Annotated in this window: 23 protein-coding genes; 5 read left to right on the forward strand and 18 right to left on the reverse strand. The window is 36.7% G+C overall.

The window, feature by feature from the left end; translation table 11 throughout:
• Positions 1-245: 245 nt before the first annotated feature.
• From ACIQZD_RS05910 to ACIQZD_RS05930, 5 genes are all read right to left on the reverse strand, one after another.
• Positions 246-1517: an MFS transporter gene (locus tag ACIQZD_RS05910; protein WP_402899359.1), complete on the reverse strand. Its 1272-nt coding sequence runs from the start codon at positions 1515-1517 to the stop codon at positions 246-248.
• A gap of 255 nt (positions 1518-1772) precedes the next feature.
• Positions 1773-2588 carry an STAS domain-containing protein gene (locus tag ACIQZD_RS05915; RefSeq protein ID WP_402899362.1) on the reverse strand — a complete coding sequence of 272 codons (816 nt, stop codon included), beginning with the start codon at positions 2586-2588 and terminating at the stop codon, positions 1773-1775.
• Between the two features lie 154 nt (positions 2589-2742).
• The gene (locus ACIQZD_RS05920; RefSeq protein ID WP_402899365.1) at positions 2743-3462 is read right to left on the reverse strand and encodes an alanyl-tRNA editing protein; all 720 of its coding nucleotides are present in this window, start codon (positions 3460-3462) and stop codon (positions 2743-2745) included.
• Positions 3431-4507, reverse strand: coding sequence for a threonine aldolase family protein (locus tag ACIQZD_RS05925; RefSeq protein ID WP_402899368.1), 1077 nt, complete (start codon positions 4505-4507; stop codon positions 3431-3433). The genes ACIQZD_RS05920 and ACIQZD_RS05925 overlap by 32 nt, the downstream gene beginning before the upstream one ends.
• Position 4508: 1 nt before the next feature.
• On the reverse strand, positions 4509-4952 hold the full coding sequence (locus tag ACIQZD_RS05930) for a MarR family winged helix-turn-helix transcriptional regulator (protein WP_402899371.1): 444 nt from the start codon (positions 4950-4952) through the stop codon (positions 4509-4511).
• A 376-nt stretch (positions 4953-5328) separates the two neighbouring features.
• Between ACIQZD_RS05930 and ACIQZD_RS05935 the strand changes: the two genes are divergently transcribed.
• Positions 5329-5544, forward strand: a complete 216-nt coding sequence (locus tag ACIQZD_RS05935) for a hypothetical protein (protein ID WP_402899374.1) — start codon at positions 5329-5331, stop codon at positions 5542-5544.
• Positions 5545-5899: 355 nt separating this feature from the next.
• Here the strand turns inward: ACIQZD_RS05935 and ACIQZD_RS05940 are convergent, their stop codons facing one another.
• From ACIQZD_RS05940 to azlC, 8 genes are all read right to left on the reverse strand, one after another.
• A complete protein-coding gene (locus ACIQZD_RS05940; RefSeq protein WP_402899377.1) occupies positions 5900-6724 on the reverse strand; it encodes an SAM-dependent methyltransferase in 825 nt (274 codons plus the stop codon).
• 107 nt (positions 6725-6831) lie between these two features.
• Complete coding sequence (locus tag ACIQZD_RS05945) at positions 6832-7539, reverse strand: DNA alkylation repair protein (protein ID WP_402899977.1); 708 nt, start codon at positions 7537-7539, stop codon at positions 6832-6834.
• Positions 7540-7846: 307 nt separating this feature from the next.
• Positions 7847-8254, reverse strand: a complete 408-nt coding sequence (locus tag ACIQZD_RS05950; RefSeq protein ID WP_402899380.1) for a YbaN family protein — start codon at positions 8252-8254, stop codon at positions 7847-7849.
• A gap of 130 nt (positions 8255-8384) precedes the next feature.
• The gene (locus ACIQZD_RS05955) at positions 8385-8786 is read right to left on the reverse strand and encodes a hypothetical protein (protein ID WP_402899383.1); all 402 of its coding nucleotides are present in this window, start codon (positions 8784-8786) and stop codon (positions 8385-8387) included.
• A 248-nt stretch (positions 8787-9034) separates the two neighbouring features.
• On the reverse strand, positions 9035-9775 hold the full coding sequence (gene map, locus ACIQZD_RS05960; protein WP_402899386.1) for a type I methionyl aminopeptidase: 741 nt from the start codon (positions 9773-9775) through the stop codon (positions 9035-9037).
• Between the two features lie 253 nt (positions 9776-10028).
• Complete coding sequence (locus tag ACIQZD_RS05965; RefSeq protein WP_402899389.1) at positions 10029-10484, reverse strand: PaaI family thioesterase; 456 nt, start codon at positions 10482-10484, stop codon at positions 10029-10031.
• Between the two features lie 62 nt (positions 10485-10546).
• Positions 10547-10879 carry a branched-chain amino acid transporter permease gene (locus ACIQZD_RS05970; protein ID WP_402899392.1) on the reverse strand — a complete coding sequence of 111 codons (333 nt, stop codon included), beginning with the start codon at positions 10877-10879 and terminating at the stop codon, positions 10547-10549.
• Entirely contained in the window at positions 10876-11589 is a 714-nt protein-coding gene (gene azlC, locus ACIQZD_RS05975) for an azaleucine resistance protein AzlC (protein ID WP_402899397.1), read from the reverse strand. Before azlC ends, ACIQZD_RS05970 begins: the two co-directional genes overlap by 4 nt.
• A gap of 240 nt (positions 11590-11829) precedes the next feature.
• Here azlC and ACIQZD_RS05980 point away from each other — a divergent pair, with 240 nt between their 5' ends.
• The gene (locus ACIQZD_RS05980) at positions 11830-13218 is read left to right on the forward strand and encodes an aminotransferase-like domain-containing protein (RefSeq protein ID WP_402899401.1); all 1389 of its coding nucleotides are present in this window, start codon (positions 11830-11832) and stop codon (positions 13216-13218) included.
• Positions 13219-13298: 80 nt separating this feature from the next.
• Here the strand turns inward: ACIQZD_RS05980 and ACIQZD_RS05985 are convergent, their stop codons facing one another.
• Positions 13299-13412 (reverse strand): YjcZ family sporulation protein, encoded by a 114-nt coding sequence (locus ACIQZD_RS05985; protein ID WP_402899980.1) that lies wholly within the window; start codon positions 13410-13412, stop codon positions 13299-13301.
• Between the two features lie 208 nt (positions 13413-13620).
• On the opposite strand from ACIQZD_RS05985, the gene ACIQZD_RS05990 reads away from it, so the two are divergent.
• Complete coding sequence (locus tag ACIQZD_RS05990; protein WP_402899404.1) at positions 13621-14091, forward strand: hypothetical protein; 471 nt, start codon at positions 13621-13623, stop codon at positions 14089-14091.
• Between the two features lie 201 nt (positions 14092-14292).
• Here the strand turns inward: ACIQZD_RS05990 and ACIQZD_RS05995 are convergent, their stop codons facing one another.
• Positions 14293-14979 carry an MBL fold metallo-hydrolase gene (locus ACIQZD_RS05995; RefSeq protein ID WP_402899407.1) on the reverse strand — a complete coding sequence of 229 codons (687 nt, stop codon included), beginning with the start codon at positions 14977-14979 and terminating at the stop codon, positions 14293-14295.
• A 235-nt stretch (positions 14980-15214) separates the two neighbouring features.
• Entirely contained in the window at positions 15215-15820 is a 606-nt protein-coding gene (locus ACIQZD_RS06000; RefSeq protein WP_402899410.1) for a hypothetical protein, read from the reverse strand.
• 896 nt (positions 15821-16716) lie between these two features.
• Here ACIQZD_RS06000 and ACIQZD_RS06005 point away from each other — a divergent pair.
• The gene (locus tag ACIQZD_RS06005; RefSeq protein ID WP_402899413.1) at positions 16717-17061 is read left to right on the forward strand and encodes a hypothetical protein; all 345 of its coding nucleotides are present in this window, start codon (positions 16717-16719) and stop codon (positions 17059-17061) included.
• A gap of 215 nt (positions 17062-17276) precedes the next feature.
• On the opposite strand, the gene ACIQZD_RS06010 is transcribed toward ACIQZD_RS06005, so the two are convergent.
• Entirely contained in the window at positions 17277-17639 is a 363-nt protein-coding gene (locus ACIQZD_RS06010) for a hypothetical protein (RefSeq protein WP_402899416.1), read from the reverse strand.
• 530 nt (positions 17640-18169) lie between these two features.
• Between ACIQZD_RS06010 and ACIQZD_RS06015 the strand changes: the two genes are divergently transcribed.
• On the forward strand, positions 18170-19567 hold the full coding sequence (locus ACIQZD_RS06015) for an NCS1 family transporter (RefSeq protein ID WP_402899420.1): 1398 nt from the start codon (positions 18170-18172) through the stop codon (positions 19565-19567).
• Positions 19568-19606: 39 nt separating this feature from the next.
• Here the strand turns inward: ACIQZD_RS06015 and ACIQZD_RS06020 are convergent, their stop codons facing one another.
• Complete coding sequence (locus ACIQZD_RS06020) at positions 19607-19984, reverse strand: NUDIX domain-containing protein (RefSeq protein ID WP_402899425.1); 378 nt, start codon at positions 19982-19984, stop codon at positions 19607-19609.
• Positions 19985-20260: the final 276 nt, after the last annotated feature.

Genomic DNA, 20260 nt, shown 5'->3' on the forward strand with positions numbered 1-20260 from the left:
GGGTTTAAGTGCATTACGGATATACAGTGAAAGTGAATTCCACAATGGAACGATTGAAGTCGATACTGAAGAAAATAAGGGGGCAAGTATTACGCGGTGGTTGAGGTACCACAAATGTTGCTATATGAGGGGGCATTATGCCACGTTTGTTGCATAAGAAAAGGAGCTGCAGATCAGCTCCTGGCAATGAAGTAAAGCACTTGTTAGATCAAAAAAAAAACTGATTTCGTAGAGAAATCAGTTTTTTATTTTTTACTTCCCCGAGACCAGATTACCACTGGAATCAATAATAAAGATAATAAACCTCCAATAAATGATAATGTTGTATAACTTGAACCGGCCACAATCATTCCTGATAAGGCGCCGCCAGAAGCTCCTGATAATGCAATTAAAACATCCACTGTACCTTGAGTTTTAGCCCGATTTGAAGTGTCAGTTGAATCAACGATAAGAGCAGTCCCGCTTATTAAACCAAAATTCCATCCTAATCCTAGTAAAGAAAGAGCAATTACTAGAAGAATCATAGAATCGCCTGGTGCAATCGCTGATATTAAACCTGCCAGAAGCAGCGTAGCTCCAGAGGCAACAGCCATGGCAGTACGGCCAAACTTATCAACAAGGACACCTGTAACCAGTGAAGGAAGATACATTGCAGCTATATGAAATCCAATAACGAGACCTATTTCACCCAAGTCATGTCCATGATGTCTCATATGAACTGGTGTCATTGTCATAATAGCCACCATTACAATTTGAGTAAGAACCATAATTGTCGCACCAACCATAATACCTCTTTTGTTTTCTATTTGTTCAGTATCAGTCGAATATTCCATTCGATTACTTTCCTGGTTGGACGCTTCTATTGTTCTAGCTATAACTAATGGGTCTGGGCGAAGCAAAAAGAAAAGTACAAGACCTGCTAAGATAAATGCTGCTGCTGATAAAATGAAAGGACCAGCAAGTGATGGAACGCCAATAGAAAGAGCAAAATCCCCCATTACATTCACTAAATTCGGACCTGCAACTGCACCAAATGTTGTAAACACCATAGTAATACTAATAGCAGTAGCTCGTTGTTTATTGTTTGCTAAGTCCGTACCAGCGTAACGAGCTTGTAAATTTGTCGCTGTTCCTGCACCATAAATAAGCAGGGAAGCAAATAAAAGGAAAACGCTATTTATTATAGCTGCGGTTATGACTCCTATTGCTCCAAGTCCACCAATCATAAAACCAGCTGTTAGACCTGTACGACGACCGTAACGTTGAGAAAGTCTACCTACGATTAAAGCAGCCCCTGCAGACCCTAAAGTAAATAAACCCGAAGGAAGTCCAGCAAATGCATCTGTGCCAAGCATTTGTTGTGCAAGAAGTGCCCCCACCGTAACTCCAGCCGCTAACCCAGCACCGCCAAAAATTTGTGAAATACTTATAATAATTAATGTACGTTTGTATAACATTTTTTGCTTTTCTTGAGAATCTACGTAACTCTGGTTCATTTGATATGTTTTACTAGACATTTGTCAAAACCTCATTTATCATTCTGAAATTTCTTCCAATCATGTATACCTTCCTCTAAACGAAATGCATTAACACCTTTGGATCTTAGAAGTTCAACAGCCTCCACTGACATTAAACAGTAACAACCACGACAATAAGCAATCACCTGTTGAACTTGACCTGCCCCGTTGGACTAAAGAAGAAACATAACATAATTGTTTTAACCGAGCCATTGAATAAAAAAATCCAGCAGATATATTGCTGGTATAATAGTATTATTTAATGCTTTCTAATGCTTGCTTAACGTTTGCGAAAGAAGTAATTTCCGACATATTAATTCCGCTATTTACAACGGTTTTGGCTAATTCAGGGCGTAGCCCTGTTGTAAGGGTTTGTATTCCTAGCAAATCAAGCATTTGTCCTATTTGATGAAGATGACGTGCAATATCTGTATCTATTTTCAATATGCCTGAGAAGTCAACAATCACATAGTTTAACCGTAGTTCAGAAATTTTTGGTACGACTTTTTCCATAATGTAATTCGCCCTATATGAATCTATAATACCAATCAATGGGAGTACCGCCATACCATCTTTAATCATTACAATTGGCGCTGAAAGTTCATCCAGTTCTCTTTGCGTTTTCTCCTTATATTCGTCGGAAAGGCGTTCGAAAGCAAAAATGGTTTCATTAAGGCTTATGTCCAACATATTGTTTATCCGCTTAATAATGAAGGAATGATCTTTTAATGAAAGCTCAAACTCTAAGCTGATTTTCGTAATAATGTCGGTAAAAATGTCCCTCGTTGGCGGATAACGAACAATTATCTCTGAAATTTTCCCTTCGGGGGATACCTGTCCAGCTGCGTTCTTATTACTCCATTCAATGAGTGTTTGTGGCACTCCCTCATCCATGACCAAAAGTGAATCACCTAAAAAATTTATAAATTCAATATACATTTTTATGGCTTGCTCTTTTTCCCACAGTGGAATTTCTAATTCCATACTATGCAGAACACCTGCAACAATTTCTTCAGCTAGAGATTCTGCATTACCGATTAGGTGGTTTGAAACATTCAAAACCCAGGTCATATTAGTCCAACACCTTCTTTAAGCGAATTAACTCTTGTAGTAATAATAATCATTTACATCATTGATAGTCAATTGAATTAAAAAACAGGGACGATGCTTCCGACTTAGCTTAATACCAAATTACAAAAACGTATCTTTATATTCCTCATTCAATTTAATCCAATAGTTGAATTTTGATCCTTTTTTTCGTGGGACCTTTTTGTTGAATTTTCATAATGGAAAAGTCTTTAATTTCATTTGTGTTGTTGACGTGGGTTCCGCCACATGCTTGCTCATCAATATCATTTATTTGAACGATTCGAATTTCGTTAAGCGAAGCTGGCAGTAAATTAATGACCGTTTTAATAACCCCTTCTTTTTGCTCTGCTTCAGCTCTGGTAATTGTTTTCGTGTTAACATTATGGGGTTGTGCCAGTACCTTCTTTATCGATTGTTCTAATGAATCAAATGGGATTTCTTCCATTATTCCAGGAGAAAAAGACAGCTCTAATCTCGCATGTTCTTTGTCAATTTGACTGCTTGTAGCTAAAGCATTGTAATGTTTATATAAATAACCTGAAATGGCATGCAATAATGTGTGATACTGCATATTCTGAAACCGCCAAGACCAGTCAATCTGCATTTCTGCTGTTTGATCAATGTCCTGTAATGGACGTTCCAGTTCATGAATAATTTCACCATCTACTTTGTTTACTGTTAATATATTATATGTTTCATCACCTTGTTTAATGATCCCCCGGTCACAAGGCTGCCCACCGCCGCCTGGATAAAAAATGGTTTGATCGAACACAACAAACCGGTCTTGTATTGAAACGATATTTGCCGAACATTCTTTTAGATAACTATTCTCTAAATATAACTCTATCGTGGCCATTTTTTTCTCCTTTTATTGCCTTGATATCCTCTACGAGCATGTCAACATGTTCTTTTTTCGTAGCCCAACTGGTACAAAATCTCACAGCACTATGTGTAGCATCGACTTTTTCCCAGAAGGAGAATGAATACTTTTTACCTAATTCCAGTATTACATCTTCCGGCAAGATGGGAAATTGCTGATTTGATGTGGAATCATATCGTAATGAAAATCCATTTTCAACAAATGCTTCTCGAATCATCATTGACATTTCCACGGCATGATTAGAAACTTCATAGTATAAGCCATCTTCAAATAAGGTTTCAAACTGGATCCCTAAAAGTCTCCCTTTAGCCAGCATCCCTCCCTTTTGCTTGATGAAATAGCGGAAATCCTTTTTCAGGGCGTCATTCATGATGACTGCCGCTTCACCAAACATTGCTCCAACTTTCGTTCCCCCTATATAGAACACATCACATAGCCTTGCAACATCCGCCAAGGTTAAATCGCTGCCTTTCGAAGCCAAGCCATACCCTAATCTAGCGCCATCCAATACCAATGGCAAACCACATTCCCGGCAAACTTCACTTAAAGCTTCCAATTCGGCTTTACTATAAGTCGTTCCATTTTCTGTAGGGTTAGAAATGTAAACCAATCCTGGCTGTACCATATGCTCATGAGTAACATCATTCCAGTGAGCATCATATAATTCTTTCACCTGTCCAGCTTGAATTTTTCCATCATCACTCGGCAAAGTAAGCACTTTATGACCGGTGGCTTCAATTGCTCCTGTTTCATGTACCGCGATATGACCGGTAATTGCAGAAACTGCACCTTGATGCGGCCGCAAAATTGAAGCGATAATAGTTGTATTCGTTTGTGTTCCTCCTACTAAAAAGTGTATATCTGCATTTGCAGCATCACACTCTTTTCGAATGTAGGCTCTCGCTTTTTCACAGTGTTCATCCACTCCATATCCGGGTGTTTGTTCTTCATTGGTTTCTATTAATCGTTTCAGAATTCGCTTATGAGCACCTTCTGTATAATCATTTTCAAAACGTATCATCCTATAATCTCCCCAAACTATCCAATTTCTTCTGAATGAACATCATAGAAGCATGGATTTCTTTTATTTCGTTTTGTGATAATCCTTGGAATAACCTCACTAATTGTTCATCAGATCTTTCATTTAGCTGGTCAAAAAGAGTCAACCCTTCAGGAGTCAGCCGAATTAGACTAGTTCTGTTGTCCAGGGCCGAGTTTTCCTTCATAACCAGTCCATCTTTTCTTAACTTATTAATTATTCTGCTCATATAGCTGCGATCAATTTCCAGTTTATCAACTAAATTGTTTGCTATACACTGCTCCATCAAACCGATTTCTAAAATTACCCGTGCCTCAGTGAAAGAATATCCGGTATCCAAAATATGCTTATCCAACACACCAAGTATATTCGTATAAAATCTGTTGAATTGCCGGATATCTGCAATGGTATTTTTATTTATATTCATTATAGACTTCCTTTTTAGTGGACTTTATCCACTAATACTTTATTGCGATTAGTGGACTTTGTCAACGTTTTTTATAAATCTTTGAAGGATCAATCGATACCCCTAGTTTAACCAATTTCAAAAATTTCACTTTGAACCTGATTTAGTTTACATTCTTTTAGGTTGATTGTTTCTTCTCGAGGAAGTTACAATACTTTAATTAGTAACACTTGTGCAATTTCCCACTTAAACTCCCCTCCCTTCATTGTTGAAGAAGGACATCCTTTGACCCATAACTTTTATCTATAAAATTAGAGATTATCGAACACGAGATGAGTTAAGGTGCATAAAATAGGATTGTGATATTTAACTATATTTTTTGAAAGGATGTAATATTGTGTATCCTTCTTACACTAACCCACACCAGCTCAAACAAGAGACATTGTCACAGGTTGGCCCTTGGGTACAGTATGGTTTAAACGAAGCTCAAAAAACATCTGTCCCTCATGCAATGATGGAAATTGCAGCTATTGCCTATCTGATGGGTAAAGGATATGATCCAAGGTTGGCGCATCAAATAGTCGAATCATGGGAAGTTACTGAAATGTTTTAACTGCTGTAGCTTTGAAATAATGATTAATCAAAATGTCCTCTTTAACCCCGATATTAGCGTAAATAAAAAAATCCATTTTGAAAAAAGATTGATCAAAATGGATTTTCTTGTGATTTAGTATTCAGTTTGATTATTTTTAGTGAGACTAATGAACTTCGCACCCGTTCGTTGCATAAGAAAACGAGCTGATTGTGATCGTCACAGCTCATTAAAGCGATACTTTTAGTTGAATTAATCAAATTTAATGTTTTTACTCCTTTATCAGCATAAGCAAAAAAGCAACCAATTCGGCAGCTCTGGATTTTGAACTCGTTTGTTAAAGTACCAAAAAGCATATCTTCAAATGAGGAACTCATTACTTTGCACAAACAATGAAACTATTTAATGAATTCTCCTTATCATTCGAATTGTTCATCAGTTCATAATAACCAGTTATCAACGTTTGTATCATGTAAGGAACTTTAATAAATTCTGCACGGATACTATTTGCATAACTTTTTTCCCAGTGACCGTCTTGTAATAATATTGCATCGACTGTAAGTTGTTTTACCACTTCAAAATTTGCTTGTTGGAGTAGCTGGTGAATTTGAGTTTTATGAAACAAGTTTTGGATATTTCCTTCATTCTTTACGAAGTTTGAATACAATGCCAGAATGGAAACTGCACAAAAATGGGGACGTTGAGAAATGCAGGTAAAATCGAGGTCCCATTCTGCAAAACATATATGTTCTGCCAATTTACGAATTTTTTTAAAGTAATTCAATAAATCCTCTGGTTGCTTGAAATACCATGAACAATGGGATAAAACCGCCACATCAAATGGTATAGGTGATTCAAAAAAATCAAAATCCATTTCAAAATGGAAGTCAATACGTTCTCCTAATGAAGATTTCTTAATACGCTCTGCTGCTTGACCTAATGTTAACGGTGCTCCGTAATCGGGATTAGCAATATCTATTGCGACAACACATCCGCTTTCCCCTACTGCGTCTGCTATTGCAACGGTTGTATCCCCTTGACCACAACCTATTTCTAATACACGCATTCCTTTTTGAATCCCAAATGCTGCTACTAATTCCAAACGGTGCTGCAACTGAACTTGTTGTATCAAGTCATCTTCAAATAATTGATATTCCGATAAAAAAGATCTTGTTTTTTCGTTCAGTTGAAATGACTTCAAGTATAATTCACCCCACATTTATTGTGTATTGGTTCATCAACAATGAAAAAGAGCTGCCAAAGCAAGCTCCATTATTGAAATTACACTTCAAATTCACGAGGCTAATTTTAACATCTTACATGCTTGCGTTTAAAACCAAGCTTTCCTTTACCGACTTCTTTTTGAATACTTTCATAAGCATTTAGAAAACTGCTTTTTTTCTTGTCCCGTTTGACTTCTACTATTCCTATTGCTTTTGCGGTCTCGACTGCCTTTTCATGGAGAGGCAAATATGAAATCCCCACGGTGTATAGAAAATTATTCATAGCGGATTTCGTTCTTTCTGGCGAATCGTGAATCGTATTTTTCACAAGGTCAAGCATAGTGGAAATCTTGCTTTCTGAAAATTCAACGTCTAGTCGATTACCTAAAAGCCAACAGTAGCAACTCCAGCCCGCTGACATTCTCAGCTCTTCACCGCTTGCAATCCATTTATCAGAAACTTCTTGTGCAATATCTGACTCTGATAAAGTTACAGCCACTACATAATCGGACAGCATATAAAAATACGCAGCATCCATCCAACGATCATAATCAGACTCAGTCATGGCTTTTGGGTCTGCAATAATGCCTGCAAAGTACATTGCATCATAGTTGCCTGTCGAATAAAGCTCTTCAGCTAAATGCTGATTTATTTTTATTTTCCTTACAATTGATTTCATGGCGCCTGTAGCCACGCCAAAAAGCGGCTCATGTGCACCATTGGATATGTACATTTTTTTAGTTCGTTCCTTGCCAAGGGCTTCAAGCTCCTGCATAACCATTTCTAAATTCATCATTTAGCACTTCCTTCATTATGGAGTTTTACCCTAATATTTTGCCCATCAAATATATCACCATTATCCTATAACAAACTACCACTTGTCAGCAAAACTAGCGTTTACGCACATGATGTTATGCAGGGACCCACTTAATGCATGTTGGCACTTTGTTACCGAACTGATGGTAAGAAACAATGCCTTTTGTTACTGGTGCTTATAACGCTTAGAACCATGGGATTTCCTCTTTGTTCTTATTTAACTATACTGTCCCTTTAGCTCCATTAAAAAAAGAGCTGCCGAAGCAACTCCATTAGTTGAAGGTTCAAAAAGCTCTTTTTCCCGTACTGTTTCGGTCAATTGTCTTAATTTTTTTTATGAAATAATAATGTTTGTAGAGGGCGAGCACTACCAATAAGATTTTCACTAATGGGATGTCCACATAAAATACAGAAATTACGATGAAGAAATCGGCAATTAAATTGATTCTGATTTTCTCTTTTCGAGTCATACCTTTTTTTTGCAGGAATGCTTCAACGTATTTTTCATATAATGAAGTGCTTTTGAACCAGTTTTCAATCGACTTGGAACTTTTAGCAAAGCAAAAAGCAGCAAATAAGTAAAACGGACCGCCCGGCAGAACTGGTAACACAGTCCCTGCAATACCAATCAAAAGAGATATGGATCCAAGAAGAAAAAATAGGATACTTTTTACTTTTTTAATTGTAATCACCTTTTTATTTATATTCTATTCTCTTATAACGTAAAGCGGAAGTCTAATTGATTAGTATCTTCCCTTTTTCTTCTTGAACTAACCTGACCCCGTTAGTTTCATATGAAACAGGATGCCGCAGCAACCTTCCTTAGTGAAGTGAAGCACCTGTTAGTTGAACGATTATCATCCTATTTATTACTACAATTTTTTCGAACTGCGACACAATAAGTTTTTCTTTATTGTTTTTAGAAGGAGTGTCATTTTCACATAACAAAAGCCTATCTAGCATAGGAATGTACCCTCTTGTTAGATATACAAATATCATAACAGGAATAAAACTAAAGACCATAAATAAATTGCTTAAGGCTATTAATCTATTGTTTGAAAAAGGACCTAATATTACTCCAATTGGGTTAAGAACAAATGTTAGCATCCCATAAGATACTTCAATTTTAAAGACCAAATAAGGAATCCAAGAAATAATTCCACAGAGTAAAAGCGTAACAGATAGCCAAAAGTATATCTTCGTTTTTGGATTGTCTTGACTCATATTCTAACGCCTTTCAACATTAATACCCCAATCTTAACATAGTTTCCAAATAAAGTTACCGTATTTCCCTGCCCCTTTAACTCCATAAGAAAAAGAGCTGCTAAAGCAACTCCCTTATTTTTGCGTGGGTGATCGAATCCTTCTTGTTTTAGAGCGAGTAACATTCTACGAATTTATACGTTACCCCATTTAAATTTACTACACGGTATACGAAATACTTATGTTTATACATTATGTCTAAGCTTGAATTAAAGGGTGACAATAATCGGACCATTTTTAGTAAGGATAATCGTATGTTCCAATTGAGCTACAAAGCTTTTTTCTGTTGCATAGGTCCAACCATCTTCTTTTTGGAATACTTCTTCTTCAAAGGTTGAGATAAATGGTTCGAATGCGATAACCATCCCTTCCTTTAATAGTTCATTATCCCATGGATCATTATAATTACAAATATGGTCAGGTGCTTCGTGTATACCACGTCCAACGCCATGTCCTGTAAGGTTTTTGATAACAGTGAATCCATGCTGTCCCGCTGTTTCGAATACTGCTTTTCCGATTCTGCTTTTTTTGGAACCGGGTTTTGCTTTCTTAAGACCTGCTTCAAATGCCTTTTTAGCAACGTCGCATAATTTCGTTAATACTTCGTCACCCTCCCCTACTACAAATGAGATTCCTGTATCTGCGAAATAACCGTTCTTTGAAGCAGATACATCAATATTCACTAGATCCCCTTCATGAATAACCCGAAGACCCGGAATACCATGTGCTACTTCTTCATTAGTGCTAATGCAAGTATAGCCTGGAAAATCATATTCACCTTTTGGAGCCGAAACTGCACCTGCCTTTTCTAAAAGTTCTCCGGCTACATCATCAAGTTCTTTGGTCGTAATCCCCGGAATTGTTCTTTGTACCAATTCATCTCTTATCGAGGCAACAATTTTGCCAATTTCCTTCAAACCATTAAAATCTTCTTCTGTTTTTGCAATCATTTTTTCCTACCTCATTATCGTTTATAGTCTATAATCCTAAGCTAAATAAGTATTAATTGTACCTTTATTTTCTCGCAAAATAAAAGCAATGTAAATGATTCGGAACAATACCTTTTTTTAACAAAATTACCAACGTTCAAAATATATATTATCGAGGATTCCTTCACTAAACAACATGAACAAAGAACAAACAGCACCCTTTAATATGAAAAAGCTGTCTTGAGGACAGCTCTGAACAAACTATTAAACTGCTTTAATCTTGTTCATCAAGTTCAATAAAATAATGATCCTTACGGTATGACACTGCCTCCATGGTTGCAATCAGGTTTTCCTCATGAAAGACGTCTATTCGATAAAATCCTGTCCGATAGTTTCGTTTGACTTCCGTTGCACGGGCTACTATCTTGTCTCCGGGTTTAGCTGATTCAATAAACTGGATGGTTGTGGAGAGGCCTAATGATGTTTTTCCATAGGCATTACAGGCTACGGAAAAAGCATGATCTGCTACAGCATAAATGACTGCCCCGTGAACAGTTCCATATGCATTTACCATAGTGCTTTGCACTTCTAACGTTGCTTCTGCAAAACCTGCCTCGAAATTCGTTAACTGAATGCCTAACGACAGAGCATACGGATCGTTTTTCACTTGTTCATGAATTTGTTCATAGTGTTTTTCATGAATTTTATCTTCATCAATTTTCTTCTTCACTATTACCTGCCCCTTCCAATACCATTGATATCAGTGAATTGGATGTGCTGACTATTATCCATTTAAAAAACCAATTGAACCAGCAGCATGTAGACAATCGTTCCCCCCGCTATGGAGAGAAGCATCATTTTCTTCCAAACGTGAAGCAGGGCAACTACCGCCACCCCAATAAATTCAGGGATGCCGTGACTTCCGGATTGTAAGCTTACATCCTTTAAACAATAAATGACCAAAAGCCCAATTACTGCAGATGGCAGCATTTTACCGAGATACTGTACATACTTCGGTGTTGGTTTACCTGATGGGAAAACGATGAAGGGAAGAAATCTTGTAAGCATTGTGCCTAAAACAACCATCGCAATTGTAATGATTTGCTGCGTTAAAGTCATTGTCATATGGTACTCACCTCAACTTTCTCTAATGGCTTTCTAAGTAAGGTGAGTACCCCCAAAATGGCAAACATGGCAGGGATAATGAAATTGCTTCCGCCAAAAATAATAAGACAGACAGCTGACAGCCCAAGCCCAGCGAGAGCACTATGATGTTTTTTCTCTTTCATCCATTGTTCAATGAAAATCACTACAAAGAGAGCCGTCATAACAAAATCGAGTCCTTCTGTATTGAATTTAACAAAAGAGCCAAAAATGCCGCCAATCGCTGATCCTATCACCCAATAGCAATGATTGAGCAGTGTCACGAAGAACATAAACCAGCCCTTATCTACATCCTTCGGTACATCAACGGTACAATTGATGGAAAAAGACTCATCGCAAAGCCCAAAAATCAGATACAGCTTTTTCTTACCGGTCCCCCTATATTTATCAAGCATGGATATGCCATAAAACAAATGCCGTGCATTCACCATTAAGGTTAGAAAAAGGGCGTTAATCGGATTGAACGCGACAAGCAATAAATTGGCTGCAATAAACTCCATTGATCCTGCAAATATCGTTAGACTCATCAATATCGGGTAAATCGCACTGAACCCTAATGAATTCATAAAGATTCCATAAGCGATGCCTAAAAATAAAAAGCCTGCCAAAATGGGCACTGTGTACGGAAAAGCCGCACGAAATGCAGTTATCATTTGAGTTCGTTTTTTCATTTAAATCACATCCTGATGGCTAAATTTATTTAAACTTAACATACAAAATCCGTACAAAAAACAAGTTAATTGTATGGATTACAATTTAAAATAAAATTCCCCCTTTTTATCAAAACGGGGGTTCTGATAGGCTAATCACCTTATATTCATTTAAAGCCAACTCAAATCATACCGTTTCATCATTAGAATTCCATACAAATAATGATATGATTGTATGGAATAAGATAGTAGAGGTGAACTATGCCCGTAAATTCATTTGACAATTATCCAATGTCTTGGAAACCTGATAAGAAAGCATTAAAGCGTCCTTTTTATAAATCTCTTGCATCATTACTTGAACAAGATATAACAAATGGTTTTTTAGCACCTGGAACCAAGTTGCCCCCGCAACGAGAATTGGCAGATTTTCTAGACTTAAACTTCACCACGATTACCCGTTCCTACAAAATATGCGAAGTAAAGGGATTGATATATGCCGTTACGGGAAGCGGAACCTTTGTGGCTCCTAATGCCACTCGTTCTATAACCATTTCCGCGGATAAAACGGCAAACAGCATTGATCTTGGTTTTGTGGCATCTTTTGAGCAAACCAATGATATTGTATCAGAAACTTTACAAAAAACTGTGAACAAAAGTTATTTGGAGCAGCTGCTGAATTACAACGATCCGACTGGAATTCCACATCAAAAAACAGCAGCTCTAAACTGGATGGAATCTTTCGGCATTCATGCGGATCAAGAGCATATAGCAATCGTTTCCGGTGCCCAAAATGCATTGGCCATAGCCTTGGCTGCTTTGTTTGAGCCTGGTAATAGAATTGCAACCGACTTATACACATATTCAAACTTTATCGAGCTGGCAAAGATGTTTCATATTAAGTTAGTGCCCATTCCCGGAGACCATTATGGAATGCTGCCAGATGAACTTGAAAAGCAGAGTTGTCAAACAAATATTGACGGCATTTTCCTGATGCCCTCTTGCAACAATCCAACCACAATCATGATGTCGGATATTCGTAAGCAAGAATTAGCTGCGGTCATCCGAAAGCATCGTTTAATTTTGATTGAGGATGATATTCATGCATTTCTGACTGCAGGCATTATCTCCGACTACCGGCAGCCAATGTTCCATTTACTCCCAGAACATAGCGTTTATATTTGCGGCACCTCTAAGTCAATATGTTCTGGATTGAGAGTTGCCTATATGGTTTATGGGGAGGCCTTTCGCAAGAAAATTGCCCAGGCCATTTTCAACATTAATGTAAAGACCTCTTCTTTTGATGCAGAGGTTATCACACAGCTAATCCTATCAGGAAAGGCTCATGAAATTGTTTCTCAAAAGAAACGGCTTGCACAGACTGCAAATGATATTTATTCGGAATATTTTCCTTTAGAAAAGGATGTTGGACATCCTCTCAGTCTTTATCGTTGGCTTCCAATTAAAGGACATAATGATGCGTTACAGCTGGAAACGGATTTGAAAAGGCGCGGTATTCGAGTTTTTCATTCCAATCGTTTTCAAAGCGGACAGACCACCCCTGATATGTATTTGCGTATTGCACTATCTTCAACAAACTCATTCGATGAGTTAAAAATAGGATTAGAAATATTAAAACAGTATCTCAACTGATTCAAAAATTGAGGATACTTAGATTAAATTTAAAAAGCCCGACCAATAAAGGTCGAGCTTTTTTATCCCCATCTCCCGCCTTACAAACAACCACATCCAACAATGATTAAGAGTATAAACAAAACGACTATTAAGGCGAAACCTCCACCAAATCCAAAATAAAAATGACAGCAATAGTCTCCATCTCTGTTCAGAGGATAAAATGTTGGATTTATATGTATTTTCTCATATAGGCGGTAAAGGTACATATTCAGTTGACATTTAGGAATAAGTTATCATGTGTAACCTTTGCAATATTATTTGAACTGGACAAAATTAATAAACATATGATGGATAATACAATTTCATTAATTTCGATCCTAAATGATAACTATAAAATGTACTGAAAGAGGAGATGTTTTTTTGTATCCGAATGATTATTATTATCGAGTAAACAACTGGGAACCTATTTTATATATGTTACATCAAAGTTTATATGCTGAAGAAATGGTATGTGCTATGAGTAGTGAGCTTTTCCATATACCAGAAACCAAAGATTTAAAAGGAAGTCGCGAGATGCATAACCATCTAATCCCTGCTTCATATCACCGTGTAACCGCAGTGGGATCAGCCCAAAGGCTAAAAAATGGTGAGCAACAGCAAACCATTATAGAAACAATGACAGCTTGTATAATGAACGCTCAAACCCAAGATAAAAAAGTAAGTGAAGGATTAAAAATAATGGAAGAAAATGCAAGACCTGAATATATAGCCTTTATTAAAGTGATTATCAAATGGCAAGAACAAGCAGAATCCTATTTAAATCAAGCAAAAGAAGCTTTACGAAATATGGGGGTTTCATTTCCTGTTGGAAGTGAACAGCAGAATTATTAATATATTATGATTCTACAAAAATATTCAAACTAGTAAACAATATAGTTTCCAAAGGTTATATCCCCCCACCTTTGCTTGACCGAACTGTAAAAAGTTCGGTTTTTACGTAGTACCAGCGAAGCTGTCATAACCCGCAATAAATACTTCAAGCACATAAGAAAAAGCTGCCTAAAGACAGCTCCAATCTTAAGCAAAACCCAATTATAAAGTGAATTTTCCACCATGATAACAATAGTAATTTTCAGCTTTAAGATTTTTAATCCTTATTAAAGACTGTTCTGCTTCCTTAACATTTAAACAAAAGTGTGGATTAGCAATGACCAATTCATGATTCTCTTTAACAGCTGTGTCACCTGTTATTACACTTTTTAAATTTGGAATATATAAAGAAATATGCCCTGAAGTATGCCCTGGTGTTGCTACTACTCTACATTCGTTATCTAAAATCAAATCACCATCATGTACCTTTTCATCAATGGAAACATGGTTCAAATTCTTTAATTGTTGTATAAACCATTTACCGAATTCGATTTCTTGATTTGGCATATTTTCCAGCATTTCTTCGGCTTGAACCAATCTCTCTGACTTCATTTCACCACTAATATATTTTGATTCTACTTCACTGGCTATAATGTTAATCAAAGGATACTTTTCCTTGAAATCATATAAGGAACCTATATGATCAATATCATAATGAGTAATGATTATATTTTTTAAATTCTTCATTTCATAACCATTTTTTATAATTTCATTTTCAATTAAAGGTAAAAAATTTGGATACCCTGTATCGACCAAGGTTAGTTCATTCTTCAAAATAATCAAGCTAGGATTAATGTAATTTTTTTGCCCATTAAATTCAAATTCAATTGGCAGTTCTATTATCTTCATTTTTCCTCCTCCACACCTCCAAGTTTATGATAACCGAATATTCTATATATTCTTCAACTATTAATATTAACAAAATCTACCTTTACCTGTCCCTTCAATTGCATAAAGGTTGATGCAACGACTTAGTTATTGAAGTAAAGCACCTGTTCGTTTAAGCATTTCTTCACACTTAGCGAATTTCCCTTTCAATTAGAAAAAGCCACCAGGGATGGCGGCTGATTGTACCTTTTGTCTGCTATTTTTGTATATTTTGTTTCTCCCTATCTGAGATAGTCAATTGAGACCCTGTTAGAGATTTTCCAGCCTCCGAAACTTTAGTAACAGTTTCTTTCGCTTTCTCCTTCGCTTCAACCGCTACATCCACTAAATTTGCTGCATTGGCAATGTTATTAGCGACCGATTTCTTTCCTTTTGTTATACCTAACAATTGATCATCTACCAAGTTATAGATGGACTGAGCTTCCTGAATTGCTTCTTTGAGGGATGTAGAAGCTGAGTTAAATCGTTGAACGAGCTCTTCCTTTGTATCCTTAGGATTTTCCTTCACCTGTGAGATTAATTCTACTGTAGATTCCTTCATACTTGCAGCTGTGTCCATCACCTTCATTCTTGTGCGGTAATCACGAAGAGATAGAGCCCCACCAATGATTCCTCCTACAATGACTCCTTTAAAAAATAGATTCCTATCTTGATTTCTTGGTTCTACTTCTTGATTTCTTAGTTCTACCTCTTGATTTCTTGGTTCTACCTCTTGATTTCTTAGTTCTACCTCTTGATTTCTTAGTTCTGCCTCTACATTTTGGGAAGAACTTTTAGTTGGCAAGAAAGTGCTATTAGTCATTATATTACCTCCTTTTTTTGGTATAAGTAACATTTCCCGCTTTTTCAAGATTTAAACTACAAAAAAGTTTAGTCACGATAAATAATAAACCCCGCTTATTTGAAACATTTCTATATCACAATATTCCTTTCGATTGTTTATATCCATATATCATCGCTCGCCCTTCGCGAACCTTTAACTAACCTGCCCCGAGCACAATAAAAAAGACCGCCGCAACCTTTGATCGTGAACAAAAGCACCGAGTTGAACAAGCCCTTTCTGATGCATTATATCCACTAAAATACTAGGAAGTTTTAAAACAAATTGTTTGATTTACTTGCAGTAAAAGTTATTAACATATTGCCTGCAAACAATCACTCTTTTTTAACTGTATCTTTAATCTCAAGCTTTATTAATACATTTTAAAAAGGGACCCTTTGTGGAGTCCCTTTCTTTAGGAAGTTGCTCTATGATGGACAGGTTTCTCGTCCAATACATTGTTATCGAGATACTTATAAAAGAACGAACCATTCTCCCATGTCGACAACATTAGCAAAGAAGTGCTGCATTAATTAGGTCATTGTCACCTACAAATATATCTTGTCCCATTAAATAAACCATTGCAATGTTAAAATCTCATCGGATACAGCTACAATTATATTTCTTTTTGTGTAACTGAGTATCACCTGATATTACGGAAAATAAACAAATCACCAAGAACATAAACAAGAACAGTTAGGACTATGCCAATCCATAAAGTATCACTAAATTCCCCTTCAAAAATTATTATAGTCAGCCAAATATTTATGGTTGAACATTTTTCAAATAGTTTTTAACGCAAATTTGTGTTTACCTTGTTTGCTGATTGGAAATAAGCATAATAAATCCCAACTATACTCAGAGTAGGAGTGATATTTATGTCAAGACATTCCAAAATCAAACATAAGGCAAAAACAACTTTGAATAAAGTAAAGACTAATATTAAGGAAACATTATTTAATATCGCAGACATTCCATCAACAACTGTACAACAATTAGCTGATCTAATACAACATCACCCTGATGTAAAAGTCACCAAGAAACAAATGCTTGGAATTTCCTATGCCTTCTATAGTTTAGAAACAGAAGGATATAATTATTATTTAGAAACCAATAAATCTAAGATTTTGCAGTTAGATGCACATTCTCAGGATAAAAAAATTGTATCTTATCGTTCATATAGGGATTATTATCAATTAAATTCACCAATTAAAATGCCATAACTAAAATTTCCAGACTCTTTAATTAGAGTTTTTTTCAATTGTTTAAATTTCCCTTATCCACTACCCTACCGATAGTAATTTTTATATAAAATATAGCTATCTTCCTCTGTAGGACTCATACTGCAAAAACGAATGATATGTTTTTCTGCATGAAAAAGCCGACTGGTTTTTTAATAAAACCAATCGGCTATATGGGCTTTTAATTTAGTTAAATGTTACGCATTTACTGCTTTACGGGCCTGGCTTGCATGTAATTTTTTCATTGCAAATCTTGCTATCGGCTGTGCGATCAAAGCTTCAACCCAAAATGCGATGAAAAAGTTGCGTGGCCAGTCATAAAAGAACGTCTGAATCGGCTCCAAACTAATTTCCCTCATGCCAATCCAAGATCCGATAACCGTCAGTAAAATGGACAGGATGGTTACGCTGAATAATATCGTGAATAACACCCTTGCATTAAAACCGTCCGTAGGTTCAATAAACTTTTGTACGAGTTTATTAACTAGAGGATTTACAACAAGTGTTACTAATAAAATGACACAAATCCATACAAATGGAATTACTCGTAAGGTTTCCAAATACACTTCTTTACTGAATCCAAATTTAAATCCCATAATAAGTGGTGGATAATGTTGACTGAAAGTATTGATATAATCGCTAAGAATAATACAAAGTCTTTTCCATTTCGCGGTAATCTTGTTTCATCGTGCATATGATCATCCCCATTAAAAATATTTCAGATGGCAGACGTATCGTGAGACATATATTTTTGGTCAATAAAAAAGACCAATATCTCTACACACTGATATAATTTTTTAACGAATTTCAAGGTTTAACATTACCCTGCCCCGTTTTTCCCATAAGAAAAAGGCTACCTCAGCAACCTACTTACTGCAAACAAATAACGAGACAGCAAGACTCATTTACCCCCAGTTAATTACAAGAATTCATTTGATATTCTTTTAGTTAAAAAGCACAAAATAATATCTGAAATTTCACACTTCTTCTAATGATTACTAAATATGAAACCTGTATACTTTTCTCATGTTAGTTTTTATTACATCACTAGATATATCATATAACACTACGAATAGGAGTTGAGTGTAAATTGTCTACATATCTAGAAAGTCATGCTTTAGAAGAGGCGGAGTTCCACCATGCTGCGGATTTAGATGAATCTTTGAAGCCAAGAACAAAAGAAGATAGGACGGTTGGCCCGATATCCTATACATTCATGTGGATTGGAGACGGCGTCAATTTAGGGAATATGACACTTGGGGCCAGCTTGGTCGTAGCGGGAACCGCAACGTTGAACATCATACAGACATTTACTGCAGCTGCCATTGCCATCGCTATCATTTCCGTGATTTTTGCTTTAAATGATAGGATTGGATACAGGACGGGTATTCCCTATGTTGTTCAGCTCAGAATGTCCTTCGGGATGAAAGGCTCCATCATTTCATCACTTTTGCGCGGAATCCCGGCCATCATCTGGTACGGTTTTCAAAGTTGGATCGGCGGTACTGCTTTAAACGAAATCGCGAAGGTCATTACAGGTGGTGCTTTTGATAATACCGTCATATGCTTTGTCGCGATTCAATTGGTGCAAATTGTGCTTTCGCTGTATGGATTCCATGCCATCAAATGGGTGGAAATGCTTGCATCCATTGTTATCATGCTAGCGCTAGTCTATGTATTTGGTATTCTGCTTACATCACATAGCGAGGTCATCGCGGAAAAATGGGTGTACGCTGAAGGGTCATGGGGCTTGCCGTTCTTTGCTTTCATCATGATGTTTTTAGGGAATTATGCGGCTATCTTTTTAAGCGCAGGGGACTATTCAAGAGAGCTTAGGTCTGGCATCAGTGATGCAAAACGAGGGTTTTTGTATTTTTCGCCCATTTTACTAGCATACGGCTTCGTACTGACAATCGGTGTAATGCTTGCTTCAGCTACCGGCATTTCCAATCCCGTTAAGGCGTTTGCAATTGTCGTGGATAATCCTTATATCACAGTAGGCGTTTCTGCATTTATCGTTATAGGTGCAATTGCGGTAAATATGGTTGCCAATATTATTCCGCCAACATATGTCATTACTTTGCTTACAAAGTTGAAATATAAGGTTGCCGTTATCATAACCGGAATTCTTGCCTTTTGCTCATTCCCTTGGGTGCTTGTACAGGATTCTTCGGCGAAGGGCCTCGGTTTGTTCATTCTTATTTATTCCGCATTTTTGGGTCCGATCGTTTCGATTTTATTAGTCGAATATTATATATTAAGAAAGCAAAAAATGAATGTTGCCGATTTATACAAAGAGGATGGGCCATTTGCAGGATATAATCCATGCGCGTTGCTCGCCATGCTTTTCGGTGCCGGCGCTGCCTTTATTAAAGTCGAGCTGGCCTGGATCATCGGCGTTATTGTGACAGGCATTGCCTATATTATTCTGATGAAGTTCGCCTTTAAGGAATCTAAATTCAAAAAGGGGACGATATTCGAGAAATGAGTTTTAGGGGATACTACTCAAGTTGGCAGTATCCCTTTTTTAAGTAAGGGTGATTTCAGGTATTTGACCATTTTTGTAAGTGAATGTATAGTTACCTTCTTTTTTCATTAATACCGGCAAATACTGTGCGACCATCTCAGCAATTCCGAGATTAAGTGGATGAAGTATCCAATCAATGGATTTCCAATCAAGAATGCCTTCCCGCGTTTTTTTCGGTGTTTCATATATTAAATCCTCATCAGCCATATACAAATATACATATATTCCATCCAATTCACCTTCTGGAGTCTCCCAGGTTACCGTTCCTTTAGAAAAAAAGGGCTCCACCTCTATCCCAGTTTCCTCAAATACCTCACGCTGTGCACCAATATCAGGTGTTTCACCTTTCTCGATTTTGCCCCCCCCCGTTCCAAACACCCATTATCGGAGCTTTCTCCCGGTTAAGCATGAGAAGTTCATTATTCTTCTTCACAAAACAAACTGTATACTTAAACATTTTTTAGGTGACCCCTTTATTGTTAGTTAATGCCACACCATGACTAGGCTGGTTAATGAGAGTGAAGCTAAAAAATACTTAAACCATTTATAAAGGAAAGATCTTGACCAGGCATTCCTCACTTCTACTGCCTCCAAAGTATTAACACATTCTCAAATTCTAACAATGAATAAAGAATCCGTAAATGCTCTCTGTCA

Source organism: Peribacillus sp. NPDC096447 (assembly GCF_044762725.1).
In the GTDB taxonomy this organism is placed as follows: Bacteria; Bacillota; Bacilli; order Bacillales; family DSM-1321; genus Peribacillus.